Source organism: Mesorhizobium sp., assembly GCF_004963255.1.
GTDB lineage: Bacteria > Pseudomonadota > Alphaproteobacteria > Rhizobiales > Rhizobiaceae > Mesorhizobium.
The window spans coordinates 16,582-32,669 of the sequence record NZ_SUGA01000017.1; the positions used below are offsets into that span (position 1 = coordinate 16,582).

Here is a 16,088-nt window from a genome sequence, read left to right on the forward strand (position 1 = left end):
GTCAGGCCGCTTCGTCGACCGGCTTCGCCATGTCGACCAGCGTCCATCCTGGCCGGTACGGATTGGCGCGGCGACCCGTTTCGCGATAACCGTAAGCTGAATAGAGCGCGATATTCCGCTCCATGCGCGAATTGGTGTAGAGCCGCACCTCAGGCACGCTCCATGACTGCGCCTGCTTGTCGGCGAAGTCGAGCAATATGATGCCGAGCTTCCTGCCCTGGAAGGCCGGCGCAACGGCGACGCTGAAGATCATGGCGTGGTCCGCATGACGCTCGAGGACGATCAATCCGGCGAGCTCCGAGCCTTCTTCCAGCAGCCAGACCTCGCCGCGCTCGATGCGCGGCGCATAGTCCTCGGTGACCGGGATCGGCGGTCCACCGAAGATGCGCGTGTAAGGCGCATAGGCATCGGTGGTCAGCGCAACGACGGCGGCGAGGTCCTCGGGGCGGCCCAGTCTCATGGTTGGCCTGCTCCGGCAGCGGCTGCGACAACCTTCTGCATCCCGGCAGCTATGGCCGCGACGGCGTCGCGGCTGGCATCGCTCAGGCCATGGCGCCCCGCCAGCCAGTGCGTGTCGTTGTAGGACAGCCAGACCTTGCCTTGTTCGTCTTCCCAGGCCAGCGCCTTGATCGGCAGGTCGATCCCGGCCAGCTGGCGATCCTGCATCAGTGGCGTGCCGCCCTTCGGGTGGCCGAAGATCAGCAGTTCCGTTGGACGCAGTGCGGCACCGACCTCGTGCGCGCCGGCGGCGTGGTCGATGCGTGCGAAAACGCGCAGTCCGGCGCTGGTGACCGCCTCAACGAGACGATCGACGGTTTCGGCGACGCCGAAGCGGCTTTCGACGGAGACGAGACCGTTTTCCGTCATCACTCGGCCGCTTCGCGTTTGCCTCCGGGGCGCCGCTCCAGAAGCTCCTTCAGGAACTGACCGGTATAGCTGCGCTTCTCGCGCACGATCGCTTCGGGCGTGCCTGATGCCACAAGCTCGCCGCCGCCGTCGCCACCTTCGGGGCCGAGGTCGAGCACCCAGTCGGCGGTCTTGATGACTTCGAGATTGTGCTCGATGACCACCACCGTGTTGCCCTGGTCGACCAGCTCGTGCAGCACTTCGAGCAGCTTGGCCACGTCGTGGAAGTGCAGGCCGGTGGTCGGCTCGTCGAGGATGTAGAGTGTCTTGCCGGTCGCCTTGCGCGACAATTCCTTGGCGAGCTTGATGCGCTGCGCCTCGCCGCCCGACAGTGTCGTCGCCTGCTGGCCGATATGGATGTAGCCGAGGCCGACCTGGTTCAGCGTCACCAGCTTGTCGCGGACGCCCGGCACCGCCGAGAAGAACTCGACGCCTTCCTCGACGGTCATGTCGAGCACGTCGGCGATCGACTTGCCCTTGAACAGCACGTCGAGCGTCTCGCGGTTGTAGCGCTTGCCGTGGCAGACGTCGCAGGTGACGTAGACGTCGGGCAGGAAGTGCATCTCGATCTTGATGACGCCGTCGCCCTGGCAGGCCTCGCAGCGGCCGCCCTTGACGTTGAAGGAGAAGCGCCCCGGCTGGTAGCCGCGCGCCTTCGCTTCGGGGAGTCCGGCGAACCAGTCGCGGATCGGCGTGAAGGCGCCGGTATAGGTCGCCGGGTTGGAGCGCGGCGTGCGGCCGATCGGCGACTGGTCGATGTCGATGACCTTGTCGAGGAACTCCAGCCCCTCGATGCGGTCATGCTCGGCCGGATGCTCGCGCGAGCCCATGATGCGGCGCGAGGCCGCCTTGAACAGCGTTTCGATCAGGAAGGTCGACTTGCCGCCGCCGGATACGCCGGTGACCGCGGTGAAGGTGCCGAGCGGGATCTCCGCCGTCACGTTCTTCAGATTGTTGCCGCGTGCGCTGACGACCTTGATGCGCCGGTTCTTCTTGGCTTCGCGGCGCACAGCCGGCGTCGCCACTTCGAGCTCGCCCGACAGGTACTTGCCGGTGATCGAGGCGGGCGTCGCCATGATCTGCTGCGGCGTGCCCTGCGCGATGATCTGACCGCCATGGATGCCGGCGGCCGGACCGATGTCGACGACGTAATCGGCATGCAGGATGGCGTCCTCGTCATGCTCGACGACGATCACTGTGTTGCCGATGTCGCGCAGGTGCTTCAGCGTATCGAGCAGGCGAGCATTGTCGCGCTGGTGCAGGCCGATCGACGGCTCGTCCAGCACATAGAGCACGCCGGTGAGGCCTGAGCCAATCTGCGAGGCGAGACGGATGCGCTGGCTCTCGCCGCCCGACAGCGTGCCGGAGTTGCGCGACAGCGTCAGATAGTCGAGGCCTACATCGTTCAAGAAGCGCAGCCGCTCGCGGATCTCCTTGAGCACGCGCACCGCGATCTCGTTCTGCTTGTCGTTCAACTGCGCCGGCAGGTCGGTGAACCACTGGTCGGCCTTGCGGATCGAGAGCTCGGTGACTTCGCCGATGTGCTTACCGCCGATCTTCACCGCAAGCGCTTCCGGCTTCAGCCTGTAGCCGTTGCAGGCGGGGCAGGGCGTGGCCGACATGAAGCGCTCGATCTCCTCGCGCATCCAGGCCGATTCCGTTTCCTTCCAGCGCCGGTCGAGATTGGGGATCACGCCCTCGAAGGTCTTGGTCGTCTTGTAGGAGCGCAGGCCGTCATCATACTGGAAGGTGATCTCGCGCTCGCCGGTGCCATGCAGCACGGCTTCTTTCGCCTGGGCGCTCAGATCCTTGAACTTGTCGCCAAGCTTGAAGCCATAGGCCTTGCCCAGCGCTTCAAGCGTCTGCGCGTAATAGGGCGAGGTCGACTTCGCCCATGGGCTGATGGCGCCGTCGCGCAGCGAGATGTTCTCGTCCGGCACGACGAGGTTGGGATCGATGGCGCGCTGGCTGCCGAGGCCATCGCAGGTCGGGCAGGCGCCGAACGGGTTGTTGAAGGAGAACAGCCTTGGCTCGATCTCCGGAATGGTGAAGCCGGACACCGGGCAGGCGAATTTTTCCGAGAACAGGATGCGCTCATGCGTTTCGTTCTTCGACTTGTTGACCGAGTCCTCGCCGGTCAGGCTGGCGTCGAGCGGCCGGTCGGCGAACTCGGCCACGGCAAGGCCGTCGGCCAGCTTCAGCGCGGTTTCCATCGAATCCGCGAGCCTGGTCGCAAGATCGCCGCGCACGACGATGCGGTCGACGACGACGTCGATGTCATGCTTGTACTTTTTGTCCAGCGCCGGCACGTCGGCGATCTCATAGAAGACGCCGTCGACCTTGACGCGCTGGAAACCCTTCTTCTGCAGCTCCAGCAGTTCCTTGCGGTATTCGCCCTTGCGGCCGCGCACGATCGGCGCCAGCAGGAACAGGCGCGTGCCTTCGTCCAGCGCCAGCACGCGATCTACCATCTGGCTGACGGTCTGGCTCTCGATCGGCAGGCCGGTTGCCGGCGAATAAGGAATGCCGACGCGCGCGAAAAGCAGGCGCATATAGTCGTAGATCTCGGTGACGGTGCCAACCGTCGAGCGCGGGTTGCGCGAGGTGGTCTTCTGCTCAATCGAGATGGCGGGCGACAGGCCGTCAATCTGGTCGACATCCGGCTTCTGCATCATCTCCAGGAACTGCCGGGCATAGGCCGACAGGCTTTCGACATAGCGGCGCTGGCCCTCGGCATAGATGGTGTCGAAAGCGAGCGACGACTTGCCGGAGCCCGACAGTCCAGTCATGACGATCAGGCTGTCGCGCGGCAGGTCGAGATCGATGTTCTTCAGATTGTGTTCGCGCGCCCCGCGAATGGAAAGATATTTATGGTCGGCCATCGCCGGTCGCCGCCTCAGATCTGGAATTTGCTGGATTGGGCGGGTTCGTCCCGGCCATCCCTTATGTAGGTTGTTTTGCCGCCGCGTCGAGAGACGCCACAAATCTCGACGGAGGTGGCCAATGATGGGTTTAACCGTCTTTCGCGCGAGCGGGCAAGCGGAAAGAACAAAGGCCGAACACGCTCCTGACAAAGCGTTGTGGAAACATTCGCGTCAAGCGCTGTGCAATCAGTTGCTCGAAGCCTCGTGAAGACAAGTGTCGCCGATGCCCGTTGATCGACGGAGCACTCGACTTACCCGCACGTAACCTCCCGGCGATCACATTTTTCGGTAACCGGCTATTCAACGGTTGACGCCGGCGACTCACGGGGGCAGTCTCAAAGGCGTCAACGAAGCCGGCCGTCTTTCGATGGCCTCGCCGCCCAACAGGCGGCCTGCGAGACGCCGCAGGCGATAGCGATTAGCGCTTCGAACGACATTGTCGCAACGGACCCAGGAGCGGAGCATGACGCCACCGGACAGTCCCTTGAGGCTCCACACGGAGATGGAGCCGCGGCGGGCATAAGTGCCAGGGCAGACTTGAAACGCCAGCCCGACAAACCGTGACTTGCCGATTCCCAACAATCAGAGACCATAGTCGGATCGTCGGCTGAATGCCGCGTTGCATCCGAAACAGAACGCCGGCAGTCCACTCCCGGCCAAAGTTGGATTTCAGATCCATGAAGCCCCATCCGTCTGCGCAGCAGGGATGGGGCTTACATTTTGTGGGGCGCTCAACCCGTGGCCCCGATCAGTGGTTCGGCAGCTTCATGCCGCCCGTTGCCATGTCGATCGTTATGCTGCCGCCAATCCTGACATCGGTGTTGCCGATCTTGAACGAGCCGTCGCTGCCAGCGGGCTGCGCGTCATCGGGTTCCGGCTGCGGCGCCGGTTTGGCGATGCGATAGTCGCCGCTGACGCCGGGCAGTTTCTGCGACGGGCTGTCATCGGCCAGCGCGGCGCCGGCCATCAGAGCGCCGGCAAGAGCGGCGAGGGCGCATAAATGTCTGCACTGAACGGACCTGATCATGCGCGGACTATAGGGACGCGGCTGGAGTGATGCCAGACGCGCGGCGATCAAATTGCCGCGCGTCTGGCCTGCGACGTCAGGCGGCCTTCTTGCGCGTGTCGTAGACCTGGTCGACGAGGCCCCAGTCCCTCGCTTCCGCGGCGCTCATGAAGTAGTCGCGGTCGAGCGTGCGCTCCACTTCCTCGTAGGTGCGGCCGCAATGCCTGGCGTAGAGCTCCGTCATATGCTGTTTGGTGCGCACGATGTCCTCGGCGTGGCGCTGGATGTCGGAAGCCTGCCCCTGGAAACCGCCAAGCGGCTGATGCAGGACGATCCTGGTGTTGGGCAGCGCGATGCGGCGTCCCGGGGAGCCCGCCATCAGGAGAAACGAGCCCATCGAGGCGGCGAAGCCCATGCAGACCGTCGACACCGGACAGGAGATGTATTGCATCGTGTCGTAGATGGCGAAGCCGCTGGTCACCATGCCGCCGGGCGAGTTGATGTAGAGCGATATCTCCTTGTCGGGATGGTCGGACTCCAGCGACAGCAGCTGCGCGCAGACCAGCGCCGAAACGGTGTCGTTGATCTCGCCATTGATGAAGACAATGCGCTCGCGCAGCAGCCGCGAAAAGATATCGAAGGAACGTTCGCCGCGGCTCGACTGTTCGATGACCATCGGCACCAGATTGGCAATGCTCATGACGGGTTTCCTCAGTCCTTTTTGGTTAGGCGGCGCGCAGCATCATGCAAGGTGCATTGGCCGCGACCGGGTTCTTGCGGGCATAAAGCGAGAGTCCGCAGCCGACGCCGGCAATGGCCAGAACAGGCTCCGCCACCGGGACGAAGCCGTCATGGACGATGCGGAGATGCGTGCCGCCGGAGGCGGTGCGGGCGAGCGTGAAGGTGACGATGCTGTCGAAAGCGGGAAGCTGGTCGGCATCCTTGTCGGCCGGCCGCTCGCGCCAGGAATAGCGCAGCAGCCTGCCGGGCTCGGCTTCGAGCACTTCGCATTCGATCGGCGCATCCGATCCGGCAAAGGCGAAGCTGCTGCCGGCTTCCGCCTTCATGTCGTTCGGCATCATCCAGGCGGCCAGCAGTTCCGGCTCGGTCAGCGCCCGCCAGACCTTTTCCGGCGGATCGGCAAGCTCGCATTCGAAGCTGAGCGGCGCCTCGGCCGCTGTCGGGTTTTCTGCCTTGGTCATTGGTCCATTCCCTTCAGAACCGTCTTCAACTTCTCGATGCGTTCCGGCCAGAAGGCGCGGTAGCGTTCGATCCAGCCGAGCAGCGGGTCGAGCCCTTGAGGATCGGCGCGGTAATAGGCGTTGCGGCCGGCGCGCCGCTCGATCACCAGGCCGGCGCCGCGCAGCACGGCCAGGTGCTGCGAGACCGCCGGCTGCGACACGCTCATGCCGGAGCGCAGCTCGCTCACGCTCATCTCGCTGGCGGTCAGCCGCTCATAGACGGCGCGACGGGTGGGGTCGGCCAAGGCTCGGAAAATCTCTGCTTCGATCATGGCAAAAGCATAAGTCGATACTTATTGATTTGGCAAGGGGCTATTTGATCGCCATATTGGGAGGAGGCTCAGGCGCCGCCTTTGCTGACATTCCTTGACAGAAAGGGCGGTTATGCTAGAACGAAAGAGGAACAAAAACCTTGTGGGAAAAGCCAGCCTTTACGGGCATGGGCCGCCTCAAGGCTATAAGGTGAGCGACTTAAAATTTGTTTCGGATGAGCGCGGAGAAGTACGATGGCGGGTAGCGTCAACAAGGTCATTCTGGTCGGCAATCTCGGGGCGGACCCTGAAATCCGCCGCCTGAATTCCGGCGATCCGGTCGTCAACATCCGCGTCGCCACCTCGGAAAGCTGGCGCGACAAGAACTCGGGCGAACGCAAGGAAAAGACTGAGTGGCACAATGTCGTCATCTTCAACGACCAGCTCGCCAAGGTGGCCGAGCAGTATTTGAAGAAAGGCATGAAGGTCTATGTCGAGGGCCAGCTCCAGACCCGCAAATGGCAGGACCAGACCGGCAATGACCGCTACACGACCGAGGTGGTGCTGCAGAAATTCCGCGGCGAACTGCAAATGCTCGATGCGCGCGGCGAGGGAGGCGGCGGCCAGGTCGGCAATTATTCCGGCGGCGGCAGCCGTGGCTCCGACTTTGGCCAGTCCGGCCCGAACGAAGGTTTCAGCCGCGGTGGCGGCGGCGGTTCGAGGGGCGGCGGTGGCGGCGGCTCGTCGCGCGAGCTGGACGACGAAATCCCGTTCTAAGCGTCTCGACATGGTCGTTTAGGGGAAGGCGATGTCGCTCGGAGCGCTTCCGTCGGCGCCGCCTCCCATTCCATGGCAAGCCTTCGCGGCCTTTGCCGCTTTGGCCATCCATCCTTCGCCGGCAGCAGCCTCCATAGAGCGAGACAGTTGTGAGGGCTTCGGCCGGCGTAGGCCGGTTCTCGGAACCTGCCATTTTCGGCGCGGCCTGACCTGAATCTCAACAGGCCTTAGCGCGGACCGGAATTTCTCAAGGAACACCACCGTGAAAGCACGCGTCAAATGGGTCGAGGAACGCACCTTTGTCGGCGAATCCGGCAGCGGGCATAAGGTCGTGCTAGGCACGGCGCATGGGCCGGATGGCAAGACGCCTGGACCGAGCCCGATGGAACTGGTGCTGATCGGCACCGGCGGCTGCTCGGCCTTTGACGTCGTCCACATCCTGGAGAAAGGCCGCGAGGCGGTCGAGGATTGCGTGGTCGAGCTCGACGCCGACCGGGCCGAGACCGATCCCAAAGTGTTCACCCGCATCCACATGCATTTCATCGTCAAGGGCCGGGCGCTCTCGCATGACAAGGTCAAGCGCGCGATCGACCTCTCGATCGAGAAATACTGCTCGGCCAGCGCGATGATGGCGAAGACGGCGACGATCACGCATGATTTCGAGGTGGTCGAAACGGCGGGGGCATTAGGGCAGTAGGGCAGTAGGGCAGTAGGGCAGTAGGGCAGTAGGGCAGTAGGTGGGCTGCTTCGCAGCCGCTTAGACCGCCATCAGCGCCCTGATACCATCCGCCACGAATTGCACGGCCAGCGCCGCCAGGATCACGCCGAGCAACCTGGTCAGGATCGAGCGGCCGGTCTGGCCGAGGATGCGGTCGATGCGTTCCGACAGCACGAACACCAGATAGGTGATGACGAGGCAGAGGAAGATGATGCCGACCAGCGCGGCTTGAGCGGCAAAGCCTTCGAAATGCCCCGACAACAGCACGGTCGCCGAGATCGCGCCGGGGCCGGCGATCAGCGGGATCGCCAGCGGGAAGGCGGCGATGTTGTGGATCATGTCCTTGGTGATGGCGACGTCGCCGATCTTCTCCTTGCGGTCCTGGCGGCGCTCGAACACCATTTCGAAGGCGATGAAGAACAAGAGAAAGCCGCCAGCGACGCGGAAGGCCGGCAGCGTGATGCCGAACACCGACAGGATCGAGGCGCCGGCAACCGCGAACAGCGCCATGACCAGAAAGCCGATCACCGAGGCGCGCACCGAGACCTGTTGGCGCTCCTCCCGGTTCATACCGCGCGTGACGGCGAGGAAGAGCGGCGCCAGTCCCGGCGGGTCGATGGTCACCAGGATGGTGACGAAGGCGTTGAACAGGCTGTCGAAACTCGGCATCGCTGGTCCCCTCCCGCCAGGCGAAGCCCAGCCTCTGCAATTGGTAGAGCAAAGCCCGGGCGCTGGAAACAGCCGGGAAGATGGTTTCGCGAACCTGGTGAAGCCCGGCGGCGCGAAGGATCGCTAAGACTCTTGTTTTGTGCCGCTGCGATCTTCGATAGCCATCAGCTCTCACCCACCCGCCGGGCCAAAAACTCGACCTCCATGCGCCAGGTCGCGCCGCCATCATGCGAGCGCTCGCCGAGCCAGCGGAACGAGTTTTCGGTGATGCGCGAAAAGCTCCAACGTACCGACGCGCCGGTTCCGTCGGCGCCGACCTGGACGATCGTGTCGCCCTCGGCGCGGCCGAGCTGCCGGCTGTAGTACTGGTTGCGCGGGTCGCTCCAGAAGATATGCCAGGCGTCGGCGCCGGGATCGTAGACGCGCAATGTCGTGCCGTAGAAGGTCCATGGCCCGAGCGACGGGGAGGAACCCGCGTCGCGCGCGGGGAGTATCCAGACGTCCTGCACGGCCCTGCCTTCCAGAACCCAGCCGAAATGCACCTCGCCACGGCCCGTCAGTCTGGTCCCATCATCTAGGATGCGTGTGGCATCGAACGTCCAGGCGCCGATGAAGCGGCCGTAGAGCTTCAGCTTTTCGGCGAGATCCGGATTGGGGCTACCGCTGTGCAGGGCTTCGGCAAAAGAATCGATCATGGCTGCTGCCTCGTTTGTCAGGAGAGGGCGAGCAGTAACGGCATTGCGGGGTTCTGCGCTTGGGAAAAATTGCTATCTTTCGGTGATGGCGACGACTGATAAAACCGTTGCTTCGGGACCTGGTTGGCAGGTGTCTGACGTGATCTGCACCGCCGCCGCCGGCGACAGGCCGTTCGAGGAGGAGCATCGCGCCTTCTGCGTCGCCGCGGTGACCAGAGGCACGTTCCGCTATCGCACGCGCCAGGGCACGGCGATGCTGGCGCCAGGCGCCATTCTGCTTGGAAATCCTGGCGCCTGCTATGAATGCGGGCATGAGCACGGTGCTGGCGACCGCTGCCTCTCCTTCCATTTTTCACCGGCCTATCTGGAGCGCGTCGTGACCGAACTGCCCGGCGCGAAGCGGCTCGGCTTCACCGATCCGCGCCTGCCGCCCTTGCCGTCGCTGACGCCGGTGCTGGCCGAGGCGGAGGCCGCGCGGGAAAGGGGCGATGGCGAGGCGTTCGAAGAACTCGGCCTGCGCATTGCCGGCGCGGTGGTCGCGGCTGCCGCCGGTCCTTCCACAACGGCGCGGACACCCAGCCGCCGCGACCAGAAACGCGTTGCCGAAGCGGTGCGGCTGATCGAGCTCAATGCCGAGCGGCCGCTCTCGCTGGCCGAGCTTGCCGGCGCCACGGCGACGAGCCCCTATCATTTCCTGCGTACGTTCCGGCAGGTTGCCGGTATGACGCCCTACCAGTTTCTGCTCAGGACAAGGCTGCATCGGGCCGCCGTGCGGCTGCGCAGCTCGGACGCGACGATCTCGACAATCGCCTTAGACACAGGCTTCAACGATCTGTCGAGCTTCAACCGTCGGTTTCGGCGCGAGATGGGAGAGGCGCCGGGCGCCTATCGCGCCCGGCGCGTTGGCTGAAAAAGCCTGCTGCTGCCGATCGGGGTCGATCATGGCATGCTATCCTGTTCCTTGAGCTGCGGTTTCCCCGGATCAAGTGATTTGATCGCCGCGTCGACGCTGTGGAATATGCGCTCAGCGCCGACGATGTCGGCGATGCCGAACCGCTTGAGCGCCGCCTGGGCGCGCAGCGATTCCATGCGCGCGATAGCAAAGACCGCGCCTTTTTCGCGACAATGGCGGATGGTGTCGATCAGCGCCTGGGCGGCCGTATAGTCGATCTCGACGATGTTGCTGGCCTCCAGCACCACCAGCTTCACGTCCTCGCTCCTGGCGTCGATCAGGTCGCTCAGACCGCGCTTGAAACGGTCGGCATTGACGAAGGAAAGCGGCGCCTGGAACGCCGCCACCAGCACCCCGGCGTGCTGCTCGCCCGTGCTGGCACTACTGGGCGGCCACCAGACCGACGTGCCCGGCACCTGCGCCAGCTCGATCGGCTGTGTACGCGTCGAGCCCCAGATGCCGTGCAGCAGCGAAAGACCGATGCCGATCGCGACCCCGGTCTCAATGGGAAGGACGACGATGGCGATCATGGTGATCAGGATCAGCGCGAACTCGCCCGGCGCCTGGCGCCAGACCTTGGCGAATACCTGCCAGCGCAGGATGTGTTGGGCCACGAACATCAGCACGCCGGCAAGGGCCGCTTGCGGCACATTGGCCAGCAGGCTGCCGCCGAAAGCGCCGAGCGCCAGCACGATGGCGGCCGCGATCAGGCCCGACAGCTGCGAGCGGCCGCCGGTCTGGGCGACGATGGCCGTGCGCGGCGGGCTGGCGTTGACGGCAAAGGCGCCGAACAGGGCGGCCACGATGCTGCCCGCGCCGACGCCGACAAAGTCGCGATTGACGGCTGGCGCTTCACCGTCTTGGGAAGCAAACGAGCGGCTCGTGGCCGCTGTCTGCACCATGACGACGATGGCGATCAGCAGCGCCAGCGGGACCAGGGCCCGGGCATCCTGGAAGTCGGCGGTCGGCACGCCTGGGATCGGCGACCCGTTCGGCAAGGCGCCGAGCACCTCGACGCCACGGTTCCTCAAATCGAAGGCGACGACGCCAAGCGTCGCCAGGACCATGCCGATCAACGCCGCCGGGATCCGCGCGCTGACCTGTCCGGCGGCGAAGACGATGGCGAAGACACTGAGGCCGATTGCCAGGCTCCAGGGATTGGTGAGGTGGATATTGGCGGCTATCTCGCCGACTCGCCGCACGGTTTCGCCGCTTTCGGCCGGCAGGCCGAGCAAGGAAGGCATTTGCGAGACGATGATATGGACCGAAATGCCGGCGAGGAAACCCGTCGTGACCGGCACGGACAGCAGATCGGCGATCCAGCCGAGACGGAAGACGCCGCTTAGCGCCACCAGCAGCCCCACCATCAGGGCCAGCATGGTCGCCAGCGCCAGGTAATGCGGCGAGCCGGACGTGGCGATCAGTGCCAGACCGCCGGCAAACAAGGGCGTGATCGTCGAATCCGCGCCCGCCGACAGCTGGCGGTTGGCGCCGAGCAGCGCGAAGGCGACCGAGCCGGCGACGAAGGTGAAAAAGCCGATCTGCGGCGCGAAACCGCCGAGCCGCGCCGTCGCCATCTGCTCGGGAATGGCGATCGCGGCCAGCGTGATGCCGGCCGCCAGATCGCCGTTGAGGTCCTTCACGCTCCAGCCGCTGAGGGCCCGCATGGGCAGCCATGAGGCCAGCTTAACAGCACTTGCGGTTTTTGCCCGATCCATCGCCGACCTTGCCGCATGACGGCGAAAACGACGGTGGCCATATCGTCGCAATCAGCGGTATCCATTTGAAATTACCATCAAAATTGTCTCTGGAAAAGTCCGGCTGACATTGGAGTTTCGGCAAGGCTTCCTATATAAGCATGCAGTGATTCCCGACTGGATTGTGACCTGATTTGACCGACCAGAAGACACCGCGCGGGCCGGACGGCGGCCCCACCGGCATCGAGCCGATTTCGATTATCGAGGAGATGCAGCGCTCCTACCTCGATTACGCCATGAGCGTGATCGTCAGCCGCGCGCTGCCCGACGTGCGCGACGGCCTGAAGCCCGTGCACCGCCGCATCCTCTACGCCATGCAGGAAGGCGGTTACCACTGGAACCGCAAGCATGTGAAATCGTCGCGCATCGTCGGCGACGTAATGGGTAAATACCATCCGCATGGCGACGCCTCGATCTATGACGCCTTGGTTCGCATGGCGCAGGACTGGTCGCTGCGCGTGCCGCTGATCGACGGGCAGGGCAATTTCGGCTCCATCGACGCCGATCCGCCCGCGGCCATGCGCTACACCGAGTCACGGCTCACCAAGGTCGCGCATGAGCTCCTGGAGGATATCGACAAGGAAACGGTCGATTTCCAGGACAATTACGACGGCGCCGAGCAAGAGCCGAAGGTGCTGCCGGCGCGCTTCCCCAACCTTCTGGTCAACGGCTCGGGCGGCATCGCCGTCGGCATGGCCACCAACATTCCGCCGCACAATCTGAGCGAAGTCTGCAACGGCGCCATAGCCCTCATCGACAATCCGGCCATCGACCTGCCGGCATTGATGGAAATCGTGCCCGGCCCGGATTTCCCGACCGGCGGCATCGTGCTTGGCCGTTCCGGCATCTACAGCGCCTATTCCACCGGGCGCGGTTCGATCGTCATGCGCGGCCGCGTCAATATCGAATCCCGCGGCAACGACCGCGAATCCATCGTCGTCACCGAGATCCCCTATCAGGTGAACAAGGCGGCGATGATCGAGAAGATGGCCGAACTGGTGCGCGAGAAGCGCATCGACGGTATCTCCGACATCCGCGACGAAAGCGACCGCCAGGGCTATCGGGTCGTCATCGAACTGAAGCGCGAGGCCGTCGCCGACGTCATCCTCAACCAGCTTTACCGCTTCACGCCGCTGCAGACGTCGTTCGGCGCCAACATGGTGGCGCTGAACGGCGGCAAGCCGGAAGTGATGACGCTGATCGACATGCTGAAAGCCTTTGTCGGCTTCCGCGAGGAGGTCATCAGCCGTCGCACCAAATATTTGCTGCGCAAGGCGCGCGAGCGGGCGCATGTGCTGGTCGGCCTGGCGATTGCCGTCGCCAACATTGACGAAGTGATCAAGCTCATCCGCACCGCGCCCGATCCGCAGACGGCGCGCGAGCAGTTGATGGAGCGGCGCTGGCCGTCGCATGACGTCGCTCCGCTGATCAAGCTGATCGACGATCCGCGCCACCGCATCAACGAGGACGGCACCTACAATCTCTCCGAGGAACAGGCGCGCGCCATCCTCGATCTGCGCCTGCAGCGCCTGACCGCGCTCGGTCGCGATGAGATCGCCGACGAGTTGAACGAGATCGGCGCCGAGATCATTGATTTCCTTGATATTTTGTCGTCGCGCGCGCGTATCCAGCAGATCGTCAAGGACGAGCTGATCGCGGTCCGCGACGAGTTCGGCACCCCGCGCCGCACCGAGCTCTCCGACGGCGGGGCGGACATGGAAGACGAGGACCTGATCCAGCGCGAGGACATGGTCGTCACCGTCAGCCATTCCGGCTACATCAAACGCGTGCCGCTGTCGCTCTACCGGGCGCAGCGCCGCGGCGGCAAGGGCCGCTCCGGCATGTCGACCAAGGAAGAGGATTTCGTCACGAGGCTGTTCGTGGCCAACACGCACACGCCGGTGCTGTTCTTCTCCTCGCGCGGCATCGTCTACAAGGAAAAAGTCTGGCGGCTGCCGATCGGCAACCCGCAATCGCGCGGCAAGGCGCTGATCAACATGCTGCCGTTGGAGCAGGGCGAACGTATCACCACGATCATGCCGCTGCCGGAGGACGAAACCAGTTGGGGCGATCTCGACGTGATGTTCGCAACCACGCGCGGCACTGTGCGCCGCAACAAGCTCAGCGACTTCGTCCAGGTCAACCGCAACGGCAAGATCGCCATGAAGCTGGAGGAAGAGGGCGACGAGATCCTCGGCGTCGAGACCTGCACCGACAATGACGACGTGCTTTTGACGGCGAGTTCCGGCCAGTGCATCCGTTTCCCGGTCTCCGACGTGCGCGTCTTCCAGAGCCGCAATTCCGTCGGCGTGCGCGGCATAAGCATGGCCGAGACCGACCGCATCATCTCGATGTCGATCATCGAGAATGTCGATGCGTCACCCGCAGAGCGCGCCGCCTATCTGAAGCGTGCGGCGGCCGAGCGCCGGCTTGCCGCCGGCGGAGCGGGCGAGGAAGAGGAGATCGCGCTCACCAATGAGGAGGTCGGCGAGGAAGCCGAGCTTTCCGACGAGCGTTACGAGTTCCTTAAGGCGCATGAGCAGCTCGTGCTGACGGTAACGGAATACGGCTACGGCAAGCGCTCGTCGTCCTATGATTTCCGCCTGACGGGTCGCGGCGGTAAGGGCATCCGCGCCACCGACGTGTCGAAAACGGCCGAGATCGGCCGCCTGGTCGCGACCTTCCCGGTCGGCAATGATGATCAGATCATGCTGGTTTCGGACGGCGGCACGGTGATCCGGGTGCCGGTCAACGGCATACGCTTCGCCAGCCGCGCCACCAAGGGCGTGACGATCTTCAACACGGCCGAAGGCGAAAAGGTTGTCTCGGTGGAGCGGATTTCGGAGCCGCAGTCGGACGAAGAGGCGGAAGACGTGGCTTCGAACGAGGCCGGTGCGGACGATACGGGCGGGAGCGAATAGGATCTCGTCCGGCTCAACCGGCCCGTTGGGCCGGTTCGGTCATGGTGGGGATCAGTGGCGAGGGTAGACGTTGCGGTGGGCGAAACCATCGAGGCGCTTGGTGTTGGCCTTGACGCGCACCCGCGCCGCTTCCTGATGCAACCCGAATGCGGTCGCGATGAGCATCACGATGGTCATTGCTGCGGCAAGCATGTAGATCAGCATTTGCGTGTTCTCCTGCGCTTACAACGACGAAATGGGGATTTTGTTTCGTCCGTTGAAGCGGCAACCTAGTAACGCTGCGTGAAACGTTCGTGATTGCCGCGTTCATCTGTCGTTCATCGGCGCGAAAAGGTTCACGGCCGGCCAATCGATGGGATTTGCCATGGTTCGGGAGGTTCGCTAAAGCGTTTCGTCGGAAACGGCGGACCGCTTTATCTTTTTGTTTTGCGCAATTCCGGATGGAAAACCGCTCACACTTTTCCTGGAATTGCTCTAGAAGCCTGCCATGACAGAACGCACCGCCCTTTACGCCGGCTCCTTCGACCCGCTGACCAACGGCCATCTCGATGTGCTGAAAGCCTCGCTTGCGGTGGCCGACACTGTCTATGCGGCAATCGGTATCCATCCAGGCAAGAAGCCGTTGTTTTCCTTCGAGGAACGCGTGGAGCTGATCGAGGCGGCGACCAAGGCCGAATTCGGCAAGGACAGCGGCCGCATCAAGGTCGTTGCCTTCGACGGGCTAGTCATCGACGCGGCCCGCAAGCAGGGCGCTTCGATCATGATCCGCGGCCTGCGCGACGGCACCGATCTCGACTATGAAATGCAGATGGCCGGCATGAACGAGACGATGGCGCCGGAACTGCAGACGGTTTTTCTGCCGGCGAGTCCCTCGGTGCGCACCATTACCGCCACACTCGTGCGCCAGATTGCCTCGATGGGCGGCGACATCCGCCCATTCGTGCCGGCGGCTGTCGCCGGGGCGCTTACCGCCAAGTTCACCAAATAGATTATCCCGGAGATCCCTATGCAGCTGAAGAAGCTCGCTTCGTTCCTTGTCGTGCTTGCCGGCCTTTTCGCGGCATCCCTTTTCTCGGTATCTGGGCCGGCCGTTGCCGCCGACAAGGAAAACACCATGATCATCACGCTCAAGGATGGCGACGTGACGATTGCGCTGCGCCCCGATCTGGCGCCCAAGCATGTCGCGCAGATCAAGAAGCTGGTGCGCGCCGGAGCCTATGACAACGTCGCCTTCCACCGCGTCATCGACGGCTTCATGGCGCAGACCGGCG

Annotated in this window: 17 protein-coding genes; 6 read left to right on the top strand and 11 right to left on the bottom strand. The window is 63.9% G+C overall.

The window, feature by feature from the left end:
- Position 1: 1 nt before the first annotated feature.
- From E5X34_RS18365 to E5X34_RS18395, 7 genes are all read right to left on the bottom strand, one after another.
- Positions 2 to 460 (bottom strand): GNAT family N-acetyltransferase, encoded by a 459-nt coding sequence (locus E5X34_RS18365; protein WP_292567563.1) that lies wholly within the window; start codon positions 458 to 460, stop codon positions 2 to 4.
- A complete protein-coding gene (locus E5X34_RS18370) occupies positions 457 to 867 on the bottom strand; it encodes a DUF302 domain-containing protein (RefSeq protein ID WP_292567566.1) in 411 nt (136 codons plus the stop codon). The genes E5X34_RS18365 and E5X34_RS18370 overlap by 4 nt, the downstream gene beginning before the upstream one ends.
- Positions 867 to 3,788 carry an excinuclease ABC subunit UvrA gene (gene uvrA, locus E5X34_RS18375; protein WP_292567569.1) on the bottom strand — a complete coding sequence of 974 codons (2,922 nt, stop codon included), beginning with the start codon at positions 3,786 to 3,788 and terminating at the stop codon, positions 867 to 869. Before uvrA ends, E5X34_RS18370 begins: the two co-directional genes overlap by 1 nt.
- Before the next feature lie 790 nt (positions 3,789 to 4,578).
- Entirely contained in the window at positions 4,579 to 4,857 is a 279-nt protein-coding gene (locus E5X34_RS18380) for a hypothetical protein (protein WP_292567573.1), read from the bottom strand.
- Positions 4,858 to 4,933: 76 nt separating this feature from the next.
- A complete protein-coding gene (locus E5X34_RS18385) occupies positions 4,934 to 5,536 on the bottom strand; it encodes an ATP-dependent Clp protease proteolytic subunit (protein WP_292567575.1) in 603 nt (200 codons plus the stop codon).
- A gap of 25 nt (positions 5,537 to 5,561) precedes the next feature.
- Complete coding sequence (locus E5X34_RS18390; protein WP_292567578.1) at positions 5,562 to 6,038, bottom strand: SRPBCC domain-containing protein; 477 nt, start codon at positions 6,036 to 6,038, stop codon at positions 5,562 to 5,564.
- Entirely contained in the window at positions 6,035 to 6,349 is a 315-nt protein-coding gene (locus E5X34_RS18395; RefSeq protein WP_292567580.1) for a metalloregulator ArsR/SmtB family transcription factor, read from the bottom strand. Before E5X34_RS18395 ends, E5X34_RS18390 begins: the two co-directional genes overlap by 4 nt.
- A gap of 234 nt (positions 6,350 to 6,583) precedes the next feature.
- On the opposite strand from E5X34_RS18395, the gene E5X34_RS18400 reads away from it, so the two are divergent.
- Positions 6,584 to 7,105: a single-stranded DNA-binding protein gene (locus tag E5X34_RS18400; protein ID WP_292567583.1), complete on the top strand. Its 522-nt coding sequence runs from the start codon at positions 6,584 to 6,586 to the stop codon at positions 7,103 to 7,105.
- 262 nt (positions 7,106 to 7,367) lie between these two features.
- Positions 7,368 to 7,802, top strand: a complete 435-nt coding sequence (locus tag E5X34_RS18405) for an OsmC family protein (protein WP_292567586.1) — start codon at positions 7,368 to 7,370, stop codon at positions 7,800 to 7,802.
- A 60-nt stretch (positions 7,803 to 7,862) separates the two neighbouring features.
- Here E5X34_RS18405 and E5X34_RS18410 read toward each other — a convergent pair whose 3' ends face one another.
- On the bottom strand, positions 7,863 to 8,492 hold the full coding sequence (locus E5X34_RS18410; RefSeq protein ID WP_292076117.1) for a MarC family protein: 630 nt from the start codon (positions 8,490 to 8,492) through the stop codon (positions 7,863 to 7,865).
- Positions 8,493 to 8,656: 164 nt separating this feature from the next.
- Positions 8,657 to 9,187 carry a hypothetical protein gene (locus tag E5X34_RS18415; RefSeq protein WP_292567589.1) on the bottom strand — a complete coding sequence of 177 codons (531 nt, stop codon included), beginning with the start codon at positions 9,185 to 9,187 and terminating at the stop codon, positions 8,657 to 8,659.
- 85 nt (positions 9,188 to 9,272) lie between these two features.
- On the opposite strand from E5X34_RS18415, the gene E5X34_RS18420 reads away from it, so the two are divergent.
- Entirely contained in the window at positions 9,273 to 10,097 is an 825-nt protein-coding gene (locus E5X34_RS18420) for an AraC family transcriptional regulator (protein ID WP_292567592.1), read from the top strand.
- 29 nt (positions 10,098 to 10,126) lie between these two features.
- On the opposite strand, the gene E5X34_RS18425 is transcribed toward E5X34_RS18420, so the two are convergent.
- Complete coding sequence (locus tag E5X34_RS18425; RefSeq protein WP_292567595.1) at positions 10,127 to 11,806, bottom strand: SulP family inorganic anion transporter; 1,680 nt, start codon at positions 11,804 to 11,806, stop codon at positions 10,127 to 10,129.
- 224 nt (positions 11,807 to 12,030) lie between these two features.
- Between E5X34_RS18425 and gyrA the strand changes: the two genes are divergently transcribed.
- A complete protein-coding gene (gene gyrA, locus E5X34_RS18430) occupies positions 12,031 to 14,817 on the top strand; it encodes a DNA gyrase subunit A (RefSeq protein ID WP_292567597.1) in 2,787 nt (928 codons plus the stop codon).
- A 51-nt stretch (positions 14,818 to 14,868) separates the two neighbouring features.
- On the opposite strand, the gene E5X34_RS18435 is transcribed toward gyrA, so the two are convergent.
- The gene (locus tag E5X34_RS18435) at positions 14,869 to 15,021 is read right to left on the bottom strand and encodes a hypothetical protein (RefSeq protein WP_292567600.1); all 153 of its coding nucleotides are present in this window, start codon (positions 15,019 to 15,021) and stop codon (positions 14,869 to 14,871) included.
- Between the two features lie 283 nt (positions 15,022 to 15,304).
- On the opposite strand from E5X34_RS18435, the gene coaD reads away from it, so the two are divergent.
- Both coaD and E5X34_RS18445 read left to right on the top strand, forming a co-directional pair.
- Entirely contained in the window at positions 15,305 to 15,805 is a 501-nt protein-coding gene (gene coaD / locus E5X34_RS18440) for a pantetheine-phosphate adenylyltransferase (RefSeq protein ID WP_126060692.1), read from the top strand.
- An 18-nt stretch (positions 15,806 to 15,823) separates the two neighbouring features.
- Positions 15,824 to 16,088, top strand: a 265-nt coding sequence (locus E5X34_RS18445; RefSeq protein WP_292567603.1) for a peptidylprolyl isomerase, incomplete at its 3' end; no start/stop codon positions are given.

Coding starts and splice junctions, on each gene's coding strand:
- E5X34_RS18365 (WP_292567563.1), bottom strand. CDS start 460: ATGAGACTGGGCCGCCCCGAGGACCTCGCCGCCGTCGTTGCGCTGACC.
- E5X34_RS18370 (WP_292567566.1), bottom strand. CDS start 867: ATGACGGAAAACGGTCTCGTCTCCGTCGAAAGCCGCTTCGGCGTCGCC.
- uvrA (WP_292567569.1), bottom strand. CDS start 3,788: ATGGCCGACCATAAATATCTTTCCATTCGCGGGGCGCGCGAACACAAT.
- E5X34_RS18380 (WP_292567573.1), bottom strand. CDS start 4,857: ATGATCAGGTCCGTTCAGTGCAGACATTTATGCGCCCTCGCCGCTCTT.
- E5X34_RS18385 (WP_292567575.1), bottom strand. CDS start 5,536: ATGAGCATTGCCAATCTGGTGCCGATGGTCATCGAACAGTCGAGCCGC.
- E5X34_RS18390 (WP_292567578.1), bottom strand. CDS start 6,038: ATGACCAAGGCAGAAAACCCGACAGCGGCCGAGGCGCCGCTCAGCTTC.
- E5X34_RS18395 (WP_292567580.1), bottom strand. CDS start 6,349: ATGATCGAAGCAGAGATTTTCCGAGCCTTGGCCGACCCCACCCGTCGC.
- E5X34_RS18400 (WP_292567583.1), top strand. CDS start 6,584: ATGGCGGGTAGCGTCAACAAGGTCATTCTGGTCGGCAATCTCGGGGCG.
- E5X34_RS18410 (WP_292076117.1), bottom strand. CDS start 8,492: ATGCCGAGTTTCGACAGCCTGTTCAACGCCTTCGTCACCATCCTGGTG.
- E5X34_RS18415 (WP_292567589.1), bottom strand. CDS start 9,187: ATGATCGATTCTTTTGCCGAAGCCCTGCACAGCGGTAGCCCCAATCCG.
- E5X34_RS18420 (WP_292567592.1), top strand. CDS start 9,273: ATGGCGACGACTGATAAAACCGTTGCTTCGGGACCTGGTTGGCAGGTG.
- E5X34_RS18425 (WP_292567595.1), bottom strand. CDS start 11,806: ATGCGGGCCCTCAGCGGCTGGAGCGTGAAGGACCTCAACGGCGATCTG.
- E5X34_RS18435 (WP_292567600.1), bottom strand. CDS start 15,021: ATGCTGATCTACATGCTTGCCGCAGCAATGACCATCGTGATGCTCATC.
- coaD (WP_126060692.1), top strand. CDS start 15,305: ATGACAGAACGCACCGCCCTTTACGCCGGCTCCTTCGACCCGCTGACC.